The sequence below is a fragment of the Thetidibacter halocola genome, from assembly GCF_018224955.1.
Lineage (GTDB): Bacteria > Pseudomonadota > Alphaproteobacteria > Rhodobacterales > Rhodobacteraceae > Thetidibacter > Thetidibacter halocola.
Genome location: NZ_JAGTUU010000002.1, coordinates 459301 through 481235 on the forward strand (window position 1 = coordinate 459301; position 21935 = coordinate 481235).

Sequence of the window (21935 nt, forward strand, 5' to 3'; positions counted from 1 at the left end):
TATGGAGAGACCATGACCCGGCTGGCAGCCCTTTCCGCAAGCGTCGCGATCCTCGCCCTCGTGGGCGGTGTCTGGTTCATCACCTCGGGCGGCAAGCCCGAAGACGCCTTTGCCCAGTGCCGACAGGGCGCCGTGGCGGGCGAGATCGGCGGGCCTTTCGAACTGGTGAACGCGCAGGGACAGACCGTGACCGATGCCGACGTCATCACCGAGCCGTCGCTGATCTATTTCGGTTACACGTTCTGCCCCGATGTCTGTCCCTTCGACACGGTGCGCAACGCCGATGCGGTCGACCTTCTGGCAGAGCGCGGATACAGCGTGACACCGGTCTTCGTCTCGATCGACCCGGACCGCGACACGCCCGACGCGGTGGGCGATTTCTCTGCAAACATCCATCCGAAGATGGTGGGGCTGACCGGCAGCGCCGAACAGGTCAAGGCCGCCAGCCAGGCCTACCGGACCTATTACAACGCGCAGGACAAGAGCGACGAATACTATCTCGTCGACCATTCGACCTTCACCTATCTGGTCCTGCCGGAGGTCGGCTTCGTCGATTACTTCCGGCGCGAGGCGACGCCGCAGGAAATGGCCGACCGCACCGCCTGTTTCATCGACGCATCGGCACAGTGACGCATTGACATGGCGTTTGACCACTGCCCGCCCGCAGACTAATACTTTCCCGAACAGGCAGATGGCCGGGAGGAAAAGTTTTGTCGGAACGCGCGGTTGATGATCTAGGCGATGACAGGTCGCTGCTTCTGGTCGATGACGACGAACCTTTTCTGAAACGACTCGCCAAGGCGATGGAAAAGCGCGGCTTCGAGGTCGAGACGGCCGGATCGGTCGCCGCCGGCACCGCCATCGCCACTGCCCGGCCGCCGGCCTATGCGGTGGTCGACCTGCGGCTGGAGGATGGCAACGGTCTCGACGTGGTCGAGGTGCTGCGGGACAAGCGGCCGGATTCCCGGGTGGTGGTGCTGACCGGCTACGGCGCGATCGCCACCGCCGTCGCGGCGGTCAAGATCGGGGCGACCGACTATCTGTCAAAGCCCGCCGACGCCACCGACATCGTGAACGCCCTGTTGTGCAAAACCGACGACCTGCCGCCGCCGCCGGAAAACCCGATGAGCGCGGATCGCGTGCGCTGGGAACACATCCAGCGGGTCTATGAACTGTGCGACCGCAACGTCTCGGAAACCGCGCGTCGCCTGAACATGCACCGCCGTACGCTGCAACGCATCCTCGCCAAGCGCTCGCCGCGCTGAGCGGAGGGCTACAGGGCGAACCGCTTGACGATGCGGTCCACCATCGACCCGTCCTGACGGGTGTGGTCATTCGGCCAGACCTGCCAGTCCTCGAAGCCCATGCGCCGGTAATAGGCCAGCCCCGCGGCGTTGTCGGCGGTGATCTTGGCCAGGATGGCGACGCCGCCCCGCGCCCGGCAGTCGGCCAGCGTCTTGTCGAACAGCGCCCGCCCGGCGCCGCGCACCGGGGCGCGGCGGTCCGTGAAGCTGCCGATGGAATAATGCCCGTCGCCGACATCGAACGCGGCCTGGAAGCCGACGATCCGCTCACCTCGCAGTACGACATTGCTGACCGGCGGTTCGCCCAGGTAATGCGCCGCGAACCCATCCCCGGAAAAGGGCGTCTCGTAGGCGGTTGACCCGCCAAGGGCGATGATGTGGTTCACGATGGCGACGCAGTCGGCGACATCGCGGGCCTGCATGCTGCGAACGGCGATCATAGCTGCGCCAGCAATTCGGCGTGGCGGGTGGTGTATTCCTCGCGCGCCTCGACTGGCGGGCGCAGGCGGATTGCCAGGCCCTGCGTGACACCGGCATCCGGCCGCCCGAAAAAGCGGTCGGCCTCGGCCTCGGTGAACCCGGCGATCTGCGTCGCCTCCATCCAGGCGCTGATGCGGTCGGCCTTCTTGATCTGCTTCTTCTGTTTCGCCGGCGTCACGGCGGGCAGGCCGAAGCGGATGTGGATCGCCGCCGACAGCCGTTTGTCCAGTTCCTCGTATCCCGGTCCGACCGCGGCCTTGACCGGGCTGATCATGTCGCCGATCACGTATTCGGGTGCGTCGTGCAGCAGCGCGGTCAGCCGTTCAGCCGCGGTGGCATTCGGGCAGAGCCGCCCGAACAGCGTCTCCACCAGCAGCGAGTGCTCCGCCACGGAATAGGCATAGTCACCGCGCGTCTGTCCGTTCCAGCGGGCGACAAAGGCCAGCCCATGCGCGATGTCTGCGATCTCGATGTCCACCGGCGTCGGGTCCAGCAGGTCCAGCCGGCGGCCCGACAGCATGCGTTGCCAGGCGCGGGGTGGTGTGGGCAAGGTCGGATCCTCTTGTTGCGTTCCGAAGCCTTAGCAGGACGCCTTGCCGTTTGCATCCCACTTCCGGCACCGTACGGCCCGTGCCCACAAGGTAATCAGCAACCCCTGTGCCCGTCGCCATTCGCATGGTCGACGATGATGTACGAGATCCTGCCGCGGGTGGCGCAGATGAACACCAGCACCTCTGCATCCAGTGGCCGGCCGGTTGGCACGCGCAGCGGCTGGCGCGTCCACCAGCCGTTGTCGCCCGCGTCAAACAATTCCGGTATCCTGGACCGCATCTCGCGGCTGCCAAAGATCGGGTCGCCCTCGTCCTGCGGGTCGCGCCAGCCGAAACGGTGAAAGTTGGCGCGGTCCTGCTGGATCACCGCGGCGAAGTTGCCCAGCCGCGCGCCGCGCGAGTTGTGATAATCCTGCGCGCCCAGCGCCGCGTAGTAGCTGGCGACGATCTCTTGTGCCGCAAGCGGGCCTGCGGCGGCGAGGAGGAGGGCGAGGGAAAGACTTGCCTGAACGAATTTCATGGGGATGACCTATGTCTGAAATGGCTGACGCATAATGCTAACGCATTCGTGCCGATCCTCAAAGCGCACGACAGGAAAAACACACCGTCTCCATGCGGTGCCATTGTCCGGCCAAATCAAAGCTGCTAACGCCAAACCAACCGGATTATTCCAAGGGAGACGCCGTTATGAGCACCGACTATATCGTTAAAGACCTTTCGCTTGCCGATTATGGGCGCAAGGAACTGGACATTGCCGAGACCGAGATGCCGGGCCTGATGGCGCTGCGCGAGGAATACGGAGCCAGCAAGCCGTTGAAGGGCGCGAAGATCGCCGGATCGCTGCACATGACGATCCAGACCGCCGTCCTGATCGAAACGCTCAAGGCGCTGGGCGCCGATGTGCGCTGGGCCTCGTGCAACATCTTCTCGACGCAGGACCACGCGGCGGCGGCCATCGCGGCCGGCGGCACGCCGGTCTTTGCCATCAAGGGCGAGACGCTGGAGGATTACTGGACCTACACCGACAAGATCTTCCAGTTCGGCGGCGAGGGTGGCACCTGCAACATGATCCTCGACGACGGCGGCGACGCGACCCTGTATATCCTGATGGGTGCGCGGGTCGAAGCCGGAGAGACCGAGCTGATCGCCGTGCCCACTTCCGAGGAAGAGGTCTGCCTGTTCAACCAGATCAAGAAGCGGCTGGAGGCCAGCCCGGGCTGGTTCACCAAGCAGCGCGAGGCGATCAAGGGCGTGTCCGAGGAAACCACGACCGGCGTGCATCGCCTTTACGAGCTGCACAAGAAGGGCCAGCTGCCCTTCCCGGCGATCAACGTCAATGACAGCGTCACCAAGTCGAAGTTCGACAACAAGTATGGCTGCAAGGAATCGCTGGTCGACGGCATCCGCCGCGCCACCGACACGATGATGGCGGGCAAGGTCGCCGTGGTCTGCGGTTATGGCGACGTGGGCAAGGGTTCGGCCGCCAGCCTGAGCGGTGCCGGCGCCCGCGTGAAAGTGACCGAGGTCGATCCGATCTGCGCGCTCCAGGCGGCGATGGATGGCTACGAGGTCATCACGCTCGAAGACGTGATCGACACCGCCGACATCTTCATCACCACGACCGGCAACAAGGACGTGATCCGCATCGAGCACATGCGCGCGATGAAGGACATGGCCATCGTCGGCAACATCGGCCATTTCGACAACGAGATCCAGGTCGCCGCGCTTAAGAACCACAAGTGGACCAACATCAAGGAACAGGTGGACATGATCGAGATGCCCTCGGGCAACCGGATCATCCTGCTGTCCGAAGGCCGCCTGCTGAACCTCGGCAACGCCACCGGGCATCCGTCCTTCGTGATGTCGGCCAGCTTTACCAACCAGGTGCTGGCGCAGATCGAGCTTTGGACCAAGGGCGACGACTATGCCAACGGCGTGCACATCCTGCCGAAGCATCTGGATGAAAAGGTCGCCCGCCTGCACTTGGCGCGGATCGGCGTGAAACTGACGCAGCTTTCGACCGAGCAGGCTTCGTATATCGGCGTGACGCCCGAAGGCCCGTTCAAGCCCGAGCACTACCGCTACTGACCGGTCTTGCGGGCACCGCCCGCGTGGCGGCGCGAGGATCGAGAAAGACAAGGCGGCGTCCCGATGCGGGCGCCGCCTTTTCCTTTGGCGAAAAGAGCGCGGGCAGAAGCCCGTGAAACAAGGGCGCCCAGGCGCAGGGCTGGCGTGCCGGGTTTCGCGCCAAGGCGATGTCCATATGTCCCGTGCGCCGACGAGGGTCCCGGGGGCCGGATACCTTCGCCCGGCGAAGGGTTGCGGATCGGGTCCGCTTGGCGGGTTGGTCTACTGCAGGCCGATCCAGACGGCCGAAAGCGCCACCGACGACGACATGACCCGGCTCCAGACGGCGACACCGGCTGCCGACCTCAAGGCCCGCTGGATGATCTCGGCCATGAGGATCACCACGAGGAACACGCCGAACAGCGCGACCGAGGTGGCAAGGACAAGCGGAATCAGTTCGGCCATGCCGATCCTCGTGATGTCGGTGACCTGCGGAAGCAGTACCAGGTAGATCACAAGGGTCTGGGGGCTGCTCAGGCAGATTGACAACCCGGCAAGGCCGGACGCGATGATGCCGGTTACACCGGCAGGATGATCCGTCGACACCTGTGTGCTGCGCCACATGCGGAGGGCGATCAACAATAGAAACCCGATGCCGGCATACTTGAAGAAATCGAAGACTTCCGGGCGCGCCTCGAGCCAGATGCCTAGGCCGGCACAGATCGCGACGATGACTAGGATGTCGCCCAGGCAGATACCGACGGCCAGTGCACAGGCCCCGGACCGGTCCGCGCTTGCGGCGCGTGCGGCCATCACGGCCACGAGAGGCCCCGGAGTGAGGGTAAGCGCCGCCAGCGTCGCCATGTAGGTCAGCAATGCGGAGGTCTCCACAGCGCACTCCAATCCGCAATATCGACGTTCAATGGGAATCGACGATGTCACGACGGGCGATTTCCGCGAAGCGCCCGAAGCCCGTTTGGCAGCAAGTGTCTTTACTTTGGCGTCAAGCGTTCTGCCGAAAAAAGGTTGGCTGACGCATCGAGCCGGTTATGATTTGTGCAAGTTTATTTCAAAACCAATAAACGAAGTGCAGTTAATGAATGGCCGCGATCTTCTTTCCGCCCCCCGGTTCGTCGTGATGCTGGTGTATCCGCAGGTCGCTTCGGTCGATGTGTCAGGCCCGCTCGAGGTCTTCGGGCTGGCGAATTTCCTGACCGGACAGCGGCTTTACCAACCGATCACCGCCTCGGTCGACGGGGTGCCTGTCCCGGTCGCCGGCGGCTTTCTGAAGCTGGAGCCGACATGCAGCTGTGCCGATCTGCCCGACCGCATCGACACGCTTCTGGTCGCAGGCGGCCCGGGCTGCTTTGCCGCCTCGGAAGACGCGGCGCTGCTGGCGTGGTTGCAGCGCCTCGAGCCGCGCTGCGCGCGCATGGGCTCGGTCTGCACCGGCTCGACGGTGCTGCTGTCGTCCGGCGTCGTCGAGGGGCGCAAGATCGCGACGCATTGGCTGGAAGCGATGCGGCTTCAGTCCGAACCCGGGCTGGCCACGGAAGTCGACAGGGACGCCATCTTTGTCCAATCTGGCAAGTTCTGGACCTCGGCCGGGATGATGGCGGGCGTGGACCTTGCGCTGGCCTTGATCGAAAGGGACCAGGGCCGCGCGCTTGCCCTCGATATCGCGCGGTTCATGGTGCTGGTCCTGCGACGGGATGGCGGGCAATCCCAGTTCAGTTCGCAGTTGTTGGCCGAGGCGACTGAGGATCCGCAGATACGGAAGGTCCAATCACGGATATGGGAAGACCCGGGTGGGGATCTTTCGCTCGAAAGCCTCGCGACGGTTGCCGGAATGAGCAAGCGGTCGCTTGGTCGGCGTTTCGCGGCGGTCACCGGAACGACCCTGTCGCAGTATATCGAGGACGTGCGACTGAACATCGCCCGGCGCCTGCTTGAAGTGTCGACCCAGAGGATGGAGATGATCGCATTCAAGGCCGGGTTCGGCACGACCACGTCGATGCGTCGGGCCTTTGCCCGTCGGCTAGGCGTGTCGCCGAACCAGTACCGCAAGAACTTTGGCAGCGCCGAGCAGGGTCCCGGCCGCACGCCCCGGATCGAGGACGGGTTGCGGATGGACCTCGAGAACCTCGTCAACGGCAAGTCGGCCTGGTAGCGGAGGGCGCCTGCCGGTTGGTGGCCGATCTCGCCGGGATCGACGACCATTCCGGCGAACCAAACGGTGTTTCCTTGCACGCCCGGACCCTCCCGGAATAGCAAAGGCCCGGGATCGCCGGGCCTTTTTCGTTTCCTGTCCGCCGTGGTCAGGGCTTGATGTAGGTAAAGCCTTCCATTTGCAGCTTGGACAGTTCGGCCACGCCCGACGGCACGATGTCGCTGTCCCAGACATCGTAGAGGTCGTTCTCGTAGCTGATCTTGCGGCCCACCAGCGTGTTGTTGCAGACGTTGAACGCCACCTTCTGACCCTTCAGCGAGGTCACGGTGCCTTTCAGTCCCTCGTCGGACTTTGCGTTCTTAAGCAGGTCCACGCCATTGCCATGCAACACGACCCGGACCTCGATGTTCTCCGCGCCGACTGCGTTGATATGGTTCTGGATGTTGCGCAGCGCACCCTTGTAGGCCTTCGACTCGGATCCGCCGTCATAGTTGATGTGATAGACCACCTTCTGCTTGCCATAGCCTTCGGCGAAGGACGGCGCGGCAAAGGCCGCGACGAACAGCAGCGCGGCAGCCAGCATGGCCGTCAGTTTCGTCAGGATATTCATGCGTCTCCTCCCTGAGATGACATGCGCGCCTGCATTGGTTGCAAACATTCGCATGTTCGCATGGTGCGGTCCCGGGCGACGCAAATCAACCCTTTTGGCCGGTCACGCCGGCAGGGCAGAGACGAACCCCTCGCGGATCACCGCCGGATCATGCGCCTTTCGACCGAAGACCGCGCGCACCATCGGTTCGAAATGCTCCAGCCGCAGGCTGTCGTAATCGGGGTCGAAACTAGACTGGTCCCAGCGCTCGCAGAAGGTGGCGCAGCTGTCGAAACAGGGGTGGTCGCGGAACCGGTCGCGCGCGTTGCGGTCCCAGCCGTAGTGATGGCCGTAATAGAGCATCTGGAAGATGCCGTGATGCTCGACCACCCAGGCCACGTCCCAGCGCACGAAGGGGCGGATCACCTCGGCCGACAGGCGGTCGTGGTTCTGCGGCGCCAGCCCGTCGCCGATATCGTGCAACAGCGCGCCCACGATCCAGTCGAGGTCGGCGCCGTCCCGTTCCGCGCGCGTGGCGGATTGCAGTCCGTGATCCAGCCGCGTGATCCGGTAACCTTCGAGCGAGGTCTCGCCGGCGCGCCGCAATTCGTCCAGAACGCGGTCGGCGGTGAGCGCGAGAAAGGGTTTCTCGAGCCGCGCAAGCAGCTCGTAATCCTCGCGCGTGCCATCCTTCATGGTGGTGAAGCTTACGGTATCCGGGTCGGTCATGGCGGGTCTCCCTTTGTGGTCAGGCTGCGCGGCGGGGCGCGGTCATGCACGCGGTTTTCCGACAGCCGCTGTGGCAATCCCGCCAAAACGGCGTAATTCGGCGTCCTTTTTCGTTGTCAGCAGCCGGATTGCCGGTAACCATGCGTGCAAGGCCGGAGAGGGCCTTCGACAGGAAAACCGAAGACAGGGAGCCGGGACATGGGAAAACGGGACGAGCTGATCGTCAAGTATGCAGACGATCTGAAGAACAAGTGCGGGATGGAGCCGGACATGGCGCTGCTGACCAAGGTCACCATTGGCTGCGGCCCGGCGATCTATAATGACGATTCCTCGACCGTGGCGGCCAGCCAGCCGGGCGAGCTTGAGACGGTCAAGAACAATTTCCTCGTCAAGAAGCTGGGCCTCGCCGACGGCCCCGAGCTGATGGACGCGATCAACCAGGTGGTCGAGATCTACGGCAAGTCCGAGCGCAACAAGTATCGCGCCGTGGTCTACTACATGCTGACCAAGCATTTCGGCAAGGAAGCCGTCTACGGCTGAGTTCGGCGGGCCGGGCGACCGGCCCCACTCGCCGTTCCGCGGCAATCGCCTCAAATTGCGGGCAAATCCGGTTTGCTCTGGATGCGCCATGCGGCTAGGGTCAAGGAAACCGAGCCAGTAGGGCCGGACCCGATCCAGGTGTCGCGTGTGGTGCGTGGGAGCACGTGGGGCGAAAAGGGGTTCCGGTCCAGTCCGGGCCCCTTTTCCGTTTTTTGCAGCATCTCTGCCGCCGTGCCCCCCGTCACCCTGTCCCTGTCAAAGCAGGCCCAGCACGATCCCGATCAGGGTGCATCCCAACACCGCGTATCCACCGTCGATCAGCGTAAGCCGGAAGGGGCGCATCGCGTAGGCGTTGTTGATCAGGATCCACGGCGCGATGAAGAACAGACCGACACCCAGCCCGGTCACGCCCGAGGCGCCCGCGCCTTGGATGCCCGACATGCTCAGCATGTGGCGCATCATGCCTGCCACCAGCAGCATGCACAGCGCCGACAGGACGAAAGGCAGGGGATTGGCGCCGTTCGCGGGCTTGCCCTGCGCATCGCGGGGAACGCCGGCCGCCTCCATCCAGGGGGTGGCAAGCGCCATGTACCAGACGGCGCCCAGTATCCAGGCCGCGGCCGCCGCGGCGAGTACCGAAATGATCCCCATGTCTTGCATTCCCGATTAACCTGCTCTTGCCAGCGTATCCCGATTTCGGAAAAGTCGCCATGAAGGATGCAGGTGGACCCGACGGAATGCCGGTAGATGTCTCGACTTTCCCGGAACTCGGGTTGCGGTGGGTGCGTGCCAGCGGGACGGTCTCGGCGGCCGATCTCAGCGCGGCGTCCCTTTCGGCCTTTCCACCCGACGGCGCGGGTGCCCAGCCACTGGGGTTTGTCGACCTGCGCGATGCCACGGGGTTCGACCTTGGTTTTGCCGATGTCATGCAGACCCGGAACCGGGCGCAGGGCGCCACCGAGCGGCACGGGCTGCACGTGCGGGTCGCGATCCATGCGGGATCGGAGGTTGGCTTCGGCCTGGGCCGGATGTATGAACAATTGCTCGCCACGGTCGGGATCGAGGCGATGGTGACATACGACCGCGACGAGGCGCTGCGCTGGCTCAACCTGTCCCGGGTGCCTCCCGCTCTGCGCGGCTGAGGAGTCAGGGCGTGAGCCCGGCCATACCGCAGAGGATGCGCCATTCCTCCTCGGTGACAGGCTGCACCGACAGGCGCGAGTTCCTGACCAGCACCATCCCGGCCAGCCTCGGGTCGGCCTTGATCGTCTCCAGCGTGACCGGGGTCTTCGCTGCCTCCAGCGCCTTGATGTCGACGCAGTCCCAGCGCGGGTCGTCGGTGGTGCTGTCGGGATGGGACAGGGCGATCACCTCGACCGTGCCGACAATCGCCTTGTCGGTCTGCGAGTGATAGAAGAAGCCCCGGTCGCCGAGGCCCATCTGCCGCATGAAGTTGCGCGCCTGGTAGTTGCGTACGCCGGTCCATTCCTCGCCCGCGTCGCCCTTGTCCACCTGGTGTTGCCAGGACCAGGCGTCGGGTTCGGACTTGAACAGCCAGTAGTTCATCAGATCACCTTCTTCCAGGCGATCAGCTTGACCTCGTCGAACAGCCCCGCGCGGGCATAGGGGTCGGCCTCGGCCCAGGCCTCGGCGGCGGTCATGTCGGCCACGTCGAGGATCACCAGGCTGCCGCACATCTCGCCGGCGGCATCCAGCAGCGGGCCGGCCTGCGAAACGACGCCGGTCGCCTTGATATAGTCGAGATGCGCGTCGCGGTTGTCCTTGCGGATCTGCAAATGGCCGGGCTTGTCATGGGCGATCAGGGCGATAAGCATTCATTCCTCCTTGAGGGGGCGGTTGAGCAGGTCCTGCATGGCCTGCGGAACGGGGCGCCCGTCATGGGCGATGGCAGTGACGGCGCGGGCGATGGGCATGTCGACACCCAGCCTTTCGGCCAGGGCGACCACGGCCTCGGCGGTGCGGGCGCCTTCGACGGTCACGGCGGGGTCGATGGTCTCGCCGCGCGCCAGCGCCCGGCCGAAACGGTAGTTGCGCGAGTGGTCCGAGGTGCAGGTCAGAGCAAGGTCGCCAAAGCCCGACAGGCCCGCCAGCGTCTCGGCCCGCGCGCCCAGCCGCGTGGCAAGGCGCGTCATCTCGGCAAAACCGCGGGTCATCAGCGCGGCGCGGGCGCTCTCGCCCAGCCCCAACCCGATGCAGGCGCCGCAGGCGATGGCGATCACGTTCTTCAAGGCACCACCCAGTTCCGCGCCCGTTACGTCGCTGCTGCGATACAGCCGCAGAGTGGCCGTGGACAGTTGCGCCTGAAGCGCCGCGCCGCGCGCCTCACTGGCGCAGGCCAACGTCAGCGCGGTCGGCAGGCCGTGCGCGATGTCGGTGGCAAAGCTGGGGCCGGTCAGGATGGCGGCTGTCGCCTTAGGCTTGGCATGGGCGATCAGCGCTGCAGGCCCTTCGAGCGTTGCAAGGTCGATCCCCTTGCAGCAGGCCACCAGCGCCTTGCCTGTCAGCGGGTCGTCGATCTGCGCTAAAAGGCCCGACAGGCTCTGCATCGGCACCGACAGCAGGATCGTCTCGGCGCTCACCGCCTGCGCCAGGTCTCCGGTGACGGTGACGGTCTCGGGCAGGGTGACGCCGGGCAGGCGCGGGCTTTGCCGCGTGGCGATCAGCGGCGCGGCCTCACGCGCCCAGAGCGTCACGGGCCCGTTGGCCGACAGCGCCACCGCCAGCGCCGTGCCAAAGGCACCGCCGCCGAGGATCGCCACACTCATGCCTTGGCGCCTTTCTTGCCGTGGCCGACCAGTGGCGCGGCGTCGCGGTCCAGCGGCCAACGGGGGCGGGCCTGAAGGGTCATGTCGTGGGTGACGCCGAGGGCCAGCAGTTCCGAACCGGCCCACGCGATCATCGCCGCATTGTCGGTGCACAACCCCAGCGGCGGCGCGGTAAAGCGCAGGCCCGCGTCGGCGCAGAGGGCCTCCAGCGCCGCGCGCAGGGTCTGGTTGGCCGCGACCCCGCCCGCGATGGCAAAGGCAGGCTCGGCCGGGGTTTCGGACAGGTAGGCCGCGATGGCGCGGCGCGTCTTTTCCACCAGAACGTCGCGCACCGCCGCCTGGAACCCCGCGCAGAGATCGGCGCGGTCCTGTGCGTGCAGCCCGCCCTGCGCCTCGACCAGCGAATCGCGCTGCCGCAGGATCGCGGTCTTGAGCCCGGAAAAGGACAGGTCGCAGCCCTCGCGGTCCAGCAACGGTCGCGGCAGGCGAAAGCGCGTCTCGTCGCCCATGGCCGCCTCGGCCTCGACCGAGGGGCCGCCGGGCTGCGGCAGGCCGAGGATGCGCGCGGTCTTGTCGAACGCCTCGCCCGGAGCGTCGTCGATCGTGCCGCCCAGCCGGGTGAAATCCTGCGGCCCGCGCACAACCAGAAACTGGCAATGTCCGCCCGAGACCAGCAGCATGAGATAGGGAAAGGCCAGCCCGTCGGTCAGGCGCGGCGTCAGCGCGTGGCCTGCCAGGTGGTTCACCCCGATCAGCGGCACGTTCAGCGCCGTTGCCAGCCCCTTGGCCGTCATCACGCCTGACAGGACGCCGCCGATCAGCCCCGGCCCGGCGGTGACGGCGATGGCGTCGACCTGCGCCAGCGTCACGCCAGCCTCGTCCAGCGCCTGTTCCGCGCAAAGGTCCAGCCGTTCCGCATGGGCGCGGGCCGCGATCTCGGGCACGACGCCGCCGAACGCCTCATGCAGGGCGTTCTGCCCCATGACGACCGAAGACAGCACGGCTCGGCCGCGCAGCACGGCGGCCGCGGTATCGTCGCAGCTGCTTTCCAGCCCGAGGATCAGGGGGGCGGCAGCCATGCTCTTGTCGTTGCGAAACATGGCCTCAGCAGCTACCACCGGATACGCTGCCTCACAATCCCGGGTTCAGGGCATGACCGAATTAGCGCCGCTTCTTCTTCTGACCCGTCCGCAGGCGGCGTCAGAGGGATTCGCGGTGGCGCTGCGGGATCGAGGTGCGCGGTTTCAGGCCATCGTCAGTCCGGTGCTCGAGATCCGGCCGATTGGCCCATTGCCCGATTCAGAGGGTGTCGCGGGGCTGATCGTGACCAGCGCACAGGGCGTGGCGGCGTGGCGCGCGCTGGGCGGGCGGACCGATCTTCCGGTCTTTGCCGTGGGCGACGCGACCGCGCGGGCGGCGCGTTCCGAGGGAATGGAGGCGCGCTCTGCCTCGGGCGACGCGGATGCGCTGGTGGCGATGCTGACCGCGATGCGCCCCGACGGGCGGCTGCTGCACCTGCGCGGGACGTATAGCCGGGGCGCGGTGGCCGACCGCTTGCGCGCCGCCGGACTGAGGGTGGACGAAGCGGTGATCTACGATCAGCCGGAACGGGACCCGACCGAGGCAGCGCGCGCTGTCTTGGCTGGCGAAAGACCCGTCGTCGCCCCGCTCTTTTCGCCACGTAGCGCCGCTATCCTCGGCAAATGGCCCATAAAAGCGCCGCTTCTTGTCGCGGCCATGAGCGAAGCGGTGGTCAAGGCCTTCCCGACGACGCATATAAGGGGGCTAAGAGTGGCGTCGCACCCGGACTCGGGCGCGATGCTGGATGCGACTGCCGAATTGCTGGGCCTTGCCGCCGGGCTTGAGGCGGAGCCCGGCAGGGTGTAAACTTTTTTGGACACGAATGGTGTCTATCAGGATTGACGATACGGTTCGAAAGGTGGCTCAGGGTGGCAAAGAAGACCAGGGACAAGACCACGAACGGCGACCCGGTTGAAAAGACCGACGTCGAAACCGGCGCCGAAGGCACCGAATCGGTGACCGCCGTCACGCAGGACGCAGAGCCGGACAAGCCCGACGGCGCCGCCGCGGAGGCTGCCGCGCCGATGGTTGAGCCGGCCGCCGACACGGTTGATGCGGCCCCCGCCGCCGACACGGGTGATACGGCGCCGGAGAGGTCCGATACGGTATCCGAAGGCGCGGACAGCCCTGCCAATGATTCCGACACCGTTTTCGCCGAGGCCGACAGGCCCGCTGACGCTGACGGAGAGATCGCGGCGCGCGATGCCGCCGACGAGATCCCGCTGGCGCAGGATGGCGATGACGTGGCCTCGGCCGAGGCGGACGACATGCTGTCTTCGCAGGACTCCTCTGCGCCGCCCCCCGCCGCCGCCAAGCCCGAGGTCATCCGCGAGACCGTGGTCGAGCGCAAGGGCGGCTTCGGCGCGATGCTTCTGGGCGGGGCTGTCGCGGCAGTTCTGGGCTTTGGCGCCGCGCAATTCACCGATGTCCGCCTGCCGTTTCTGCCCGAACCCGCTCCCGATCCGTTCCAGCAGGAAGCACGCGACGCGCTGGCCTCGCAATCCGGTCAGATCGAGACGCTCGGCGCCCGGATCGACTCGACCGAGGCGGCCGTGGGCGGGATCGACCTTGCCCCGCTGACCGCCTCGATCGAGGCCGCCACCGCCGAAACCGCCGGTCTGCGCGATGCGCTGGCCGCGCTGGACGGCCGCCTGTCAGAGATCGACGCGCGGCTCGTCACGCTGGAAAAGGCGCCTGTCGTCGAGGCCGTCGGCCCCGAGGCCATCGCCGCCTACGAGCGTGAGTTCGAGGCGCTGCGCAACGAGATCACCCGCCAGCGGCAGGAGATCGAAGCGCTGGCGGCCAACGCGGTCGCGGCCGAAAGCTCTGCGGCGCTCAAGGCTGAACTGGCGCGCGCCCGCGCGGCCCTGGCCGAGATGACGGTAGCCATGCAGGCAGGCGAGAGCTTTGCCGCGCCGCTCTCGGTCCTGTCCGAAAGCGGCGTCGAGGTTCCCGAAACGCTGGCCACCTCGGCGGGCGAGGGTGTGCCGACACTGGCCGAACTGATGGACGGCTTCCCCGAGGCTGCCCGCGCTGCATTGGCGTCGGCGCGCACCTCGGACGGGGAAAAATCGCTGGGCGATTTCCTGAAAGGCGCGCTGGGCGCGCGCTCGGTCACGCCGCGCGACGGCGACAGCACGGACGCTGTCCTGTCACGGGCCGAGGCCGCGCTGCGCTCGGGCGATACTGGCGGTGCGCTCGCGGAAATCGCAACCCTGCCCGAAGCGGGACAGGCGGCCATGGCTGCCTGGGTCGCCCAGGCCCAGGCGCGACAGGCCGCGGATGACGCGCTGGCCGGCATCGCGCGGCAACTGAACGAAGAATAAGGGTCGACATCATGCTTTGGTCTCTCATCAAGATCGTTCTTTTCGTCGCGATGGTCGCGTCCCTGACCCTGGGTGCGGGCTATCTCATGGAAAGCGAAGGCGGCGTGCAGGTCACGGTCGCCGGTACCGAGTACACTCTGGGTCCGTTACAATCGGTCATCGCCGCGCTGGTGCTGGTGGTCGTGCTTTATGCCTTCTTCAAACTGGCGGGTTTCCTGGTGGCGCTTATCCGCTTCATCAACGGGGACGAGACCGCGCTCAGCCGCTATTTCGACCGAAACCGCGAGCGCAAGGGCTTTCAGGCCCTGTCCGAAGGCATGATGGCGCTGGCCAGTGGCGAGGCGCGCCTCGCCATGGCCAAGGCGCAGAAGGCGGACAAGTATCTGCACCGACCCGAACTGACCGACCTGTTGACCGCGCAGGCGGCCGAGATGGCAGGCGACAACCGCAAGGCTGAAGAGGTCTACAAGCGCCTGCTCCAGAACAGCGATACCCGATTTGTCGGGGTGCGCGGCCTGATGAAGCAGAAGCTGACTGCGGGCGATACCGACACCGCGCTGAAGCTGGCCGAGCGCGCCTTTGCGCTGAAGCCAAAGCATACCGAGGTGCAGGACGTGCTGCTGCGCCTCCAGGCCGAGAAGGCCGATTACGAGGGGGCCCGCAAGACCCTGGCTGCCAAGCTGAAGCACGGCGCCCTGCCGCGCGATGTCTACAAGCGGCGTGACGCGGTTCTGGCGTTGAGCCAGGCCAAGGACGTGATCGACGAGACCAAGACCATCGAGGCGCGCGAGGCGGCCATCGCGGCCAACAAGAGTTCGCCCGACCTGGTGCCCGCCGCCGCCATGGCCGCCCGCGGCTATATCGCCCAGGGACAAAAGCGCCACGCGATCCGCGTCCTGAAAAAGGCCTGGGAAGCGCAGCCGCATCCGGACCTCGCCGCGGCCTTCGCCGAGATCGAGCCGACCGAGACGCCGGCCGAGCGCGTGCGCCGGTTCGGCATGCTGACCGCGATCAAGCCGGACCACCGCGAGACGCGCCTGCTCAAGGCCGAACTGAACCTCGCCGCCGAGGATTTTCCCGCCGCCCGACGCGCACTGGGCGACCTGGCCGAGCATGAACCCGATACGCGTGTGCTGGCGATCATGGCCGCCGTCGAAAAGGGTGAAGGCGCGTCCGAGGCAGTGGTGCGCGGCTGGCTGGCCCGCGCGCTCACCGCACCGCGCGGTCCGCAATGGGTCTGCGACAAGTGCCACACGATCCATGCCGACTGGACGCCGATCTGTTCCAACTGCGGCGCCTTCGACACGCTCAGCTGGACGACCCCGCCGCAATCCGAGACGGCGCTGCCCGGCGGTGCCGGCATGCTGCCGCTGATCGTCGGCGCAATCGAGGACAAGTCGGGCGAAGCCGAGGCCAAGCCCCCGGCACAGGCCGATTCCGCTCCTGCGTCGAAGACCGAGATCGAGGACGCGGAAACCGTCGAAGAGAAGGCAAAATAGGTCTTTCCCTCGGGCGGCCTCGGTGCTAACAGGCCGCCCACCAGTGCCGGTGTAGCTCAGCTGGTAGAGCACGTCATTCGTAATGATGGGGTCGGGGGTTCGAGTCCCTTCACCGGCACCACTTCCCGAAAAAAAACCCTGATTGCGGCAAGGTCCTTGGGCCGGGCAAGCGGTCGTTGCGGGCGGCGGTGGCCAGAAATCATATCCTCCGGGTCGTGTCTCGCGGTGTCGATCCGCCGCTACCGCCCAGCAAAAAGCCCGCCACCTTAGGGGGATGGCAGGCGCTTGCTTGACCGGCAGAACGGCACGGAGGGTCAGTCCTTGGCGCGTTCCACATAGCTGGAATCGGCGGTGTTGATGACCACGCGGGTGCCCACGCCGATATGCGGCGGCACCATCACCCGCACGCCGACATTCGTCATCGCGGGCTTGTAGCTGGACGAGGCCGTCTGGCCCTTCACGACAGGCTCGGTCTCGGTGATCTCGACGACGGTCCGCTGTGGCAGGGTGATGGCGATCGGGAGGCCGTCGAAGGTTTGCAGGAAAACCTTCATCCCCGGTTCGAGGAAGGTGGCGGCCTCGGCCACGATGTCCTCGGTCGCGACCACCTGGTCATAGGTCTCGGGGTTCATGAAATGATACCCCTCGCCGTCGTCATACAGGAAATCCCATTCGCGTTCGTCGACATCGGCCTTCTCGACCTGCTCGGTCGTCTTCCAGCGTTCGGTGGTCTTCACCCCGTCCGAGATGCGGCGCATGTCGACCGAAGTGGTCGGGGTGCCCTTGCCGGGGTGAAAGTTCTCGGCCTTGAGAACGACATACAGTTTGCCGTCGAGTTCGACGACGTTGCCCTTGCGGAGGGAGGAGGCGATGACTTTCATCGGTGGAACCTTGTCGATGGGCGTTGGGCGCGATAGGCGCCGGGTCGGGCCGGGCCTATACGAACTCGAACCGGAATTCCAGTAACGAGGTGGACGGAATGAGCGATTCTCCGTGGTGGCTGCCGGACCGGCACGCCGACCGGCGCCCGGCGCTGCTGGCGCGCAACCGGGCGCAGACGGCGATAAGGGGCTTTCTGGCCGAGTGCGACTTTGTCGAGGTGGACCCACCCGGGCTGGTGGTCAGCCCTGGAAACGAGGCGCATCTGCATGCCTTTGCCACCAGCCGGATCGGCAATGACGGCGTGGTGCATCCGATGTATCTGCACACCTCGCCGGAATTCGCGATGAAAAAGCTGCTGGCGGCGGGCGAGCCGAGGATCTTTGCCTTTGCCCATGTCTGGCGCAACCGCGAGGCCGGGCCGCGCCACAGCCCGGAATTCACCATGCTGGAATGGTATCGCGCGGGCGAGGATTACGCCGTGCTGATGCAGGATGTGGTGCGGATGGCGCAACTGGCCTGCACGGCGGCGGGCAGCGCCGAGTTGCGATTCGGGGAACGCAGTTGCGATCCCTTCGCGCCGTTCGAGCGCCTGTCGGTGGCCGATGCCTTTGGCCTTCATGCCGGGATCGACCTGCTGGCGACGCTGGGGTCCGATGGTGCGGCGGATGGCGCGGCGCTGGCCGAAACCGCGGCACAGGCGGGTATCCGCAGCGCCGCGGGTGACACCTGGTCCGACGTTTTCTCGCGCGTGCTGGTCGAGCGGATCGAGCCGAACCTCGGCGACGGTCGGCTGACCATTCTCGACCGCTACCCAGCGGTCGAGGCGGCGTTGGCCCGGGCCTGTGCCGACGACAGTCGCGAGGCCGAGCGGTTCGAGGTCTATGCCTGCGGCGTCGAACTGGCCAACGGGTTCGGAGAGCTGACCGACCCGGTCGAACAGCGCCGCCGCTTCGAGATCGAAATGGACGAGAAACACCGCGTCTACGGTGAACGCTATCCGCTGGACGAGGATTTCCTCGACGCGCTGGCGATCATGCCGGACGCCTCGGGGATCGCGCTGGGCTTCGACCGGCTGGTGATGCTGGCCAATGCCGCGCCGCGCATCGAGGACGTGATGTGGGCGCCGCTCTGCTGATGATGGGTCACGGCCAGGCATAAGGCGCGGTGGGCACCATCGGCACTGTGCCCTCGGCGCCGCGCAGCGAGGCGCGATAGCGCCCGGGCGGCAGACCGCCCTGCGCCTTGAAGAAACGACTGAACTGCGCGGTGCCGGAAAAGCCCAGCAGCGCCGCGATCTGGTCCAGCGACAGCGGCGCGTTTTCCAGATACAGCCGCGCCTCCTGGTACAGCCGGGCGCGGATCAGGGCGCCGGGTGTCCGTCCATAGGCCCGCAGGCAGATGTCGTTCAGCCGGTCGCGCGAGATGCCCAGCGCGGCGGCATAGCGCTGCACCGTCCAGTGCGCGCGGAAATGGCTTTCGACCAGCGCGGTAAAGCGGGTGGCCAGTGCCCGGGCACCACCCGCCTCGGCCCGCGTGGCCTGTGGCTGGTCACGATAGAGCAGCACCAGCAGCACGTGCAGCAGCGAGTCGATCACCGCCCCGCCCATCAGTCCCGCGCGCGCCGTCTCGACAAGGATGCCGTCGACGCAGGAGCGCACCGCCTGGCGCGTCTCGTCCGAGCGGCCCAGCGGCAGAAGGGCAGGGCTGCCCGCCAGCAGGCGCAGTTGCGCGGCCTCGGGTTTCTGCCGCAGGGCGCGTTCTAGCGCGCCCGAGCCCAGCATCAGGTGGGTGCCCTGCGCGCCGGCGCCCAGTTCGACCCGCTGTGTCTCGGTCCAGGGGAACCACGCCAAGACAGGGCCGACAAAGGCGATATCCTCGTCCTGGCGGCGCAACCGGCCGGTTCCGCGTTCCAGGTGCAGCGCGCGAAAGCTCTGCGGTCCCTCGATTCCCACGCGCCCGATCACCCGCGTCTGAAGCGCGGCGCGGAACCGTTCGGCGCGGACCGGCGTGTCCTCGGCATCGGCAAGGCCACCGGATCGTGTATGTGGCATGCGACTTTCCCGCAAATCGCTAGTACTTTCCCACATGACGACATTTACTTTGCCCTGCGTCAAGCGAACTCTAAGTCAGCGCAGGCCGGGAGGGCGTCTGTGCCATCCGCAGTCGAGACAAGGCAGTTTGGGGAGGACGCCCTTGTTCGTGGCCAATGGCATCATTGGCGGGTTGGCCGTGGCCGGACCCGACGCCGCATCCTGGGACCGGCGCAACACGCTGACCGGGGCGGTCGTGACCCGTGCGGCCGCGTGCAGCCCGGCCGAGGCCGAGCGCGCCGCGGATGCTGCCGCCGCCGCCTTTCCCCACTGGTCGACCCTGCCGCCCGAGCAGCGCGCTTCCTGTCTGTGCGCTGCCGCCGACCGGCTGACCGAAGCGACCGAAACCCTTGTTGCCACCGCCGGGCAGGAACTGGGCGCAGCGCCCGGCTGGGTGCGCTTCAACGTGGATGTCGCCTGCGCCATGCTGCGACAGGCCGCGAGCCTCGCGACCGAAGTCGGCGAACGCGCCGCGCCCTCGGCAGCGCCGGGCATGCGCTATGCGCTATGCCGCCGGCCTGCGGGCGTGGTGCTGGGCCTTGCGCCCTGGAACGCGGCGGTGACGCTGGCGGTGCGGGCCGTGGCGGCGCCGCTGGCACTGGGCAATACGGTCGTGCTGAAGGCCTCGGAGCTTTGCCCCAAGACGCATGAAACGGTGGTGCTGGCGCTGATGCGTGCGGGGTTACCCGACGGGGTGCTGAATTTCGTCACCAACGCGCCGGAGGACGCGCATGCGGTGGTCGAGGCGCTGATCGCGCATCCGGCTGTGCGGCGGGTGAATTTCACTGGATCGACGCGCGTTGGGCGCGAGATCGCGGTGATGGCGGCGCGGCATCTCAAGAAATGCCTGCTGGAACTGTCGGGCAAGGGCACGATGATCGTGCTGGCCGATGCCGACCTGGACGGTGCGGCGCGGGCGGCGGCGCATGGTGCCTTCTTCAACCAGGGGCAGGTCTGCATGTCGACCGACCGGATCGTGGTCGAGCAGGCCGTGGCCGGCGCCTTTGTCGACCGCCTGCGGGTCGAGGCCGAACGCCTGCGCGCCGATCTCGCCGCAGGGGCAGGGCCGCTGGGCGCGGTCATCAGTCCTGAGGCGGTGACGCGCCTGCGCGGGCTGATCGAGGATGCCGTTGCGCGTGGCGCACGGCTGGTCACCGGCGGCGAGGCCGTGGGCACCGCGATGCAGCCCACAGTGCTGGATCACGTCGCCTTCGGGATGCGGCTGCACGACGAAGAGGTGTTCGGCCCCGTGGTCGGCGTGATCCGCGTGGCCGACGCGGACGAGGCCGTGACCGTTGCCAATGATAGCGAATTCGGGCTGGCGGCCTCGGTCTTTGGCGCCGACCTGGACCGTGCGCGCGCCGTGGCGGGCCAGATCGAGGCGGGGATCGTGCATGTCAATGGCTCGACCGTCTACGACGACCCGGCGATGCCCTTCGGCGGCATGAAGGCCAGCGGCTATGGCCGGTTCGGCGGCCATGCCGCTGTCGAGGAATTCACCGAAGTGCAATGGAGAACGGAGCGGGACGAACCCGCGCCAGACCGGCTGGGCCGTTGAACCCCGCTGCAACAGGATCTTTCAGGGAGGAAGACATGATGAAACGCAGAACCTTCACGACGCTCGCCGCTATTGCGGTTGCCGCCGCCGTGGCGCTGCCTGCCGCCGCGCAGGAGACGCTCAAGGTCGGGGCCGTTGCGCCCAAGACCGGGCCGCTGGCCGGTGGCGCGACCGTCACCTACTGGCCGAACGTCCAGCTTTGGGTGCACGACGTCAATGCCCGGGGCGGGCTGGACGTGGGCGGCACGAAATACATGCTGGAAGTCGTCGAGTATGACGACCAGACCAACCCCGGCCAGACCATCCAGGCCGTGCAGCGCCTTGTGAACCAGGACGGCGCGCAGATCGTTCTGCCGCCCTATTCCACTGGCCTGAACCTGGCCGCAGCGCCGATCTACAACCGCTTCGGCCTGCCGATGGTCACCTCGACCGCGACGACCGACAAGGCGGGTGAACTGTCGCAGCAATTCCCCAACGTGTTCTTCACGCTGGGCGGCGCGCAGGGCATTGTCGGCGGCGTGGTCGAGGCGTTCACCGCGCTGCGCGACCGTGGCGACATCGGCAACAAGCTGGCGATGGTCAACGTGGCCGACGCATTCGGCATTGAGCTGATGGGCCAGGCCAAGCCCGCCTTCGAGGCCGCCGGGTTCGAACTGGTCTATGAAAGCTCCTATCCGCTGGGCAGCCAGGACCTGTCGCCGGTGATGAAGGCCGCAAAGGCCGCAGCACCTGACGCCTTCATCGCATGGTCCTATCCGCCGGACACCTTCGCGCTGACCGAACAGGCCATCGTCGAGGATCTTCAGGTTGGCGCGTTCTTTACCGCCGTCGCCACCGCCTTCCCGGGCTATGTCGGCCGGTTCGGCGCACAGGCCGAGGGCGTGCTGGGCATCGGCGGCGTTTATGCCGATGGCGCGGCCTTTCAGGAATACGCCGCTCGGCACGAACAGGTGACCGGCGCCAAGCCCGACTTCTGGGCGTCGGCAATGGTCTACAGCTCGTTCCAGGTGCTGGAACAGTCAATCGAGGCCGTGGGCAGCTTCGACAACGCGGCGATCATCCAGCACATCAAGGACAACGCCTTTGAAACCGTGATCGGCACGCTGGATTTCGACGAGAACAACAACAACACCAGCTTCTGGACCGTGGGACAGTGGCAGGGCGGCGTATTTAAGGGTGTCGCATCGACCGGGCGCGAAGGCGCGGTCGAGGTCCTGCCCAAGGCGGGCTGGAACTGATGCAACCGACCCCGGCGGCGCAACCCGCCGCCGGGGCCCTTGATC

25 protein-coding genes and 1 tRNA gene are annotated in these 21935 nt (G+C 66.6%); 13 read left to right on the top strand and 13 right to left on the bottom strand.

The annotated features are described in order from the left end of the window. Positions 1-12: 12 nt before the first annotated feature. Together KB874_RS06400 and KB874_RS06405 are read left to right on the top strand one after the other, a co-directional pair. Positions 13-630, top strand: a complete 618-nt coding sequence (locus KB874_RS06400) for an SCO family protein (protein WP_212535721.1) — start codon at positions 13-15, stop codon at positions 628-630. An 80-nt stretch (positions 631-710) separates the two neighbouring features. Then, the gene (locus KB874_RS06405) at positions 711-1265 is read left to right on the top strand and encodes an ActR/PrrA/RegA family redox response regulator transcription factor (RefSeq protein ID WP_212535722.1); all 555 of its coding nucleotides are present in this window, start codon (positions 711-713) and stop codon (positions 1263-1265) included. Positions 1266-1273: 8 nt separating this feature from the next. On the opposite strand, the gene KB874_RS06410 is transcribed toward KB874_RS06405, so the two are convergent. The 3 genes from KB874_RS06410 to KB874_RS06420 form a co-directional block, all read right to left on the bottom strand. Further along, positions 1274-1744, bottom strand: coding sequence for a GNAT family N-acetyltransferase (locus tag KB874_RS06410; protein ID WP_212535723.1), 471 nt, complete (start codon positions 1742-1744; stop codon positions 1274-1276). Then, entirely contained in the window at positions 1741-2304 is a 564-nt protein-coding gene (locus KB874_RS06415; RefSeq protein WP_212535865.1) for an HD domain-containing protein, read from the bottom strand. Before KB874_RS06415 ends, KB874_RS06410 begins: the two co-directional genes overlap by 4 nt. A 125-nt stretch (positions 2305-2429) precedes the next feature. Then, on the bottom strand, positions 2430-2855 hold the full coding sequence (locus KB874_RS06420) for a hypothetical protein (RefSeq protein WP_212535724.1): 426 nt from the start codon (positions 2853-2855) through the stop codon (positions 2430-2432). Between the two features lie 167 nt (positions 2856-3022). Here KB874_RS06420 and ahcY point away from each other — a divergent pair, with 167 nt between their 5' ends. Then, positions 3023-4423, top strand: a complete 1401-nt coding sequence (gene ahcY / locus KB874_RS06425) for an adenosylhomocysteinase (protein ID WP_212535725.1) — start codon at positions 3023-3025, stop codon at positions 4421-4423. 261 nt (positions 4424-4684) lie between these two features. Here ahcY and KB874_RS06430 read toward each other — a convergent pair whose 3' ends face one another. After that, a complete protein-coding gene (locus KB874_RS06430; protein WP_212535726.1) occupies positions 4685-5278 on the bottom strand; it encodes a LysE family translocator in 594 nt (197 codons plus the stop codon). Between the two features lie 262 nt (positions 5279-5540). Here KB874_RS06430 and KB874_RS06435 point away from each other — a divergent pair, with 262 nt between their 5' ends. Next, on the top strand, positions 5541-6572 hold the full coding sequence (locus tag KB874_RS06435) for a GlxA family transcriptional regulator (protein ID WP_212535727.1): 1032 nt from the start codon (positions 5541-5543) through the stop codon (positions 6570-6572). Positions 6573-6720: 148 nt separating this feature from the next. Here KB874_RS06435 and KB874_RS06440 read toward each other — a convergent pair whose 3' ends face one another. Both KB874_RS06440 and KB874_RS06445 read right to left on the bottom strand, forming a co-directional pair. Continuing rightward, positions 6721-7182, bottom strand: coding sequence for a DsrE family protein (locus tag KB874_RS06440; RefSeq protein WP_249200292.1), 462 nt, complete (start codon positions 7180-7182; stop codon positions 6721-6723). A gap of 102 nt (positions 7183-7284) precedes the next feature. After that, positions 7285-7890 carry an HD domain-containing protein gene (locus KB874_RS06445; RefSeq protein WP_249200293.1) on the bottom strand — a complete coding sequence of 202 codons (606 nt, stop codon included), beginning with the start codon at positions 7888-7890 and terminating at the stop codon, positions 7285-7287. A 198-nt stretch (positions 7891-8088) separates the two neighbouring features. Between KB874_RS06445 and KB874_RS06450 the strand changes: the two genes are divergently transcribed. Next, positions 8089-8430: a DUF2853 family protein gene (locus KB874_RS06450; RefSeq protein WP_212535728.1), complete on the top strand. Its 342-nt coding sequence runs from the start codon at positions 8089-8091 to the stop codon at positions 8428-8430. Between the two features lie 255 nt (positions 8431-8685). Here KB874_RS06450 and KB874_RS06455 read toward each other — a convergent pair whose 3' ends face one another. Next, positions 8686-9081: a DUF1761 domain-containing protein gene (locus KB874_RS06455; protein ID WP_212535729.1), complete on the bottom strand. Its 396-nt coding sequence runs from the start codon at positions 9079-9081 to the stop codon at positions 8686-8688. A gap of 59 nt (positions 9082-9140) precedes the next feature. Between KB874_RS06455 and KB874_RS06460 the strand changes: the two genes are divergently transcribed. Beyond that, the gene (locus KB874_RS06460; RefSeq protein WP_212535730.1) at positions 9141-9572 is read left to right on the top strand and encodes a hypothetical protein; all 432 of its coding nucleotides are present in this window, start codon (positions 9141-9143) and stop codon (positions 9570-9572) included. 4 nt (positions 9573-9576) lie between these two features. On the opposite strand, the gene KB874_RS06465 is transcribed toward KB874_RS06460, so the two are convergent. From KB874_RS06465 to tsaD, 4 genes are read right to left on the bottom strand one after another with little or no spacing between them, the layout of a single operon-like run. Continuing rightward, on the bottom strand, positions 9577-9996 hold the full coding sequence (locus tag KB874_RS06465; RefSeq protein WP_212535731.1) for an EVE domain-containing protein: 420 nt from the start codon (positions 9994-9996) through the stop codon (positions 9577-9579). Continuing rightward, a complete protein-coding gene (locus tag KB874_RS06470) occupies positions 9996-10265 on the bottom strand; it encodes a YciI family protein (RefSeq protein ID WP_212535732.1) in 270 nt (89 codons plus the stop codon). Before KB874_RS06470 ends, KB874_RS06465 begins: the two co-directional genes overlap by 1 nt. Continuing rightward, entirely contained in the window at positions 10266-11216 is a 951-nt protein-coding gene (locus KB874_RS06475; RefSeq protein ID WP_212535733.1) for an NAD(P)H-dependent glycerol-3-phosphate dehydrogenase, read from the bottom strand. Then, positions 11213-12295 carry a tRNA (adenosine(37)-N6)-threonylcarbamoyltransferase complex transferase subunit TsaD gene (gene tsaD, locus KB874_RS06480; RefSeq protein WP_212535734.1) on the bottom strand — a complete coding sequence of 361 codons (1083 nt, stop codon included), beginning with the start codon at positions 12293-12295 and terminating at the stop codon, positions 11213-11215. The genes KB874_RS06475 and tsaD overlap by 4 nt, the downstream gene beginning before the upstream one ends. A gap of 73 nt (positions 12296-12368) precedes the next feature. On the opposite strand from tsaD, the gene KB874_RS06485 reads away from it, so the two are divergent. The 4 genes from KB874_RS06485 (at position 12369) to KB874_RS06500 (ending at position 16243) form a co-directional block, all read left to right on the top strand. Further along, a complete protein-coding gene (locus KB874_RS06485) occupies positions 12369-13103 on the top strand; it encodes a uroporphyrinogen-III synthase (protein ID WP_212535735.1) in 735 nt (244 codons plus the stop codon). A gap of 62 nt (positions 13104-13165) precedes the next feature. Then, positions 13166-14623 (top strand): COG4223 family protein, encoded by a 1458-nt coding sequence (locus KB874_RS06490; RefSeq protein WP_212535736.1) that lies wholly within the window; start codon positions 13166-13168, stop codon positions 14621-14623. Between the two features lie 11 nt (positions 14624-14634). Next, on the top strand, positions 14635-16122 hold the full coding sequence (locus KB874_RS06495) for a heme biosynthesis protein HemY (protein ID WP_212535737.1): 1488 nt from the start codon (positions 14635-14637) through the stop codon (positions 16120-16122). A gap of 45 nt (positions 16123-16167) precedes the next feature. After that, positions 16168-16243: transfer RNA gene (locus KB874_RS06500), tRNA-Thr, on the top strand. 193 nt (positions 16244-16436) lie between these two features. Here KB874_RS06500 and efp read toward each other — a convergent pair. Further along, on the bottom strand, positions 16437-17003 hold the full coding sequence (efp, locus tag KB874_RS06505; RefSeq protein ID WP_212535738.1) for an elongation factor P: 567 nt from the start codon (positions 17001-17003) through the stop codon (positions 16437-16439). A 98-nt stretch (positions 17004-17101) separates the two neighbouring features. Here efp and epmA point away from each other — a divergent pair, with 98 nt between their 5' ends. Further along, positions 17102-18139 carry an EF-P lysine aminoacylase EpmA gene (gene epmA, locus KB874_RS06510; RefSeq protein ID WP_212535739.1) on the top strand — a complete coding sequence of 346 codons (1038 nt, stop codon included), beginning with the start codon at positions 17102-17104 and terminating at the stop codon, positions 18137-18139. A 7-nt stretch (positions 18140-18146) separates the two neighbouring features. On the opposite strand, the gene KB874_RS06515 is transcribed toward epmA, so the two are convergent. Then, a complete protein-coding gene (locus tag KB874_RS06515; RefSeq protein ID WP_212535740.1) occupies positions 18147-19055 on the bottom strand; it encodes a helix-turn-helix domain-containing protein in 909 nt (302 codons plus the stop codon). A gap of 148 nt (positions 19056-19203) precedes the next feature. Here KB874_RS06515 and KB874_RS06520 point away from each other — a divergent pair, with 148 nt between their 5' ends. Next, a complete protein-coding gene (locus KB874_RS06520) occupies positions 19204-20652 on the top strand; it encodes an aldehyde dehydrogenase family protein (protein WP_346346515.1) in 1449 nt (482 codons plus the stop codon). Positions 20653-20687: 35 nt separating this feature from the next. Further along, positions 20688-21890, top strand: a complete 1203-nt coding sequence (locus KB874_RS06525) for an amino acid ABC transporter substrate-binding protein (RefSeq protein WP_249200295.1) — start codon at positions 20688-20690, stop codon at positions 21888-21890. Positions 21891-21935: the final 45 nt, after the last annotated feature.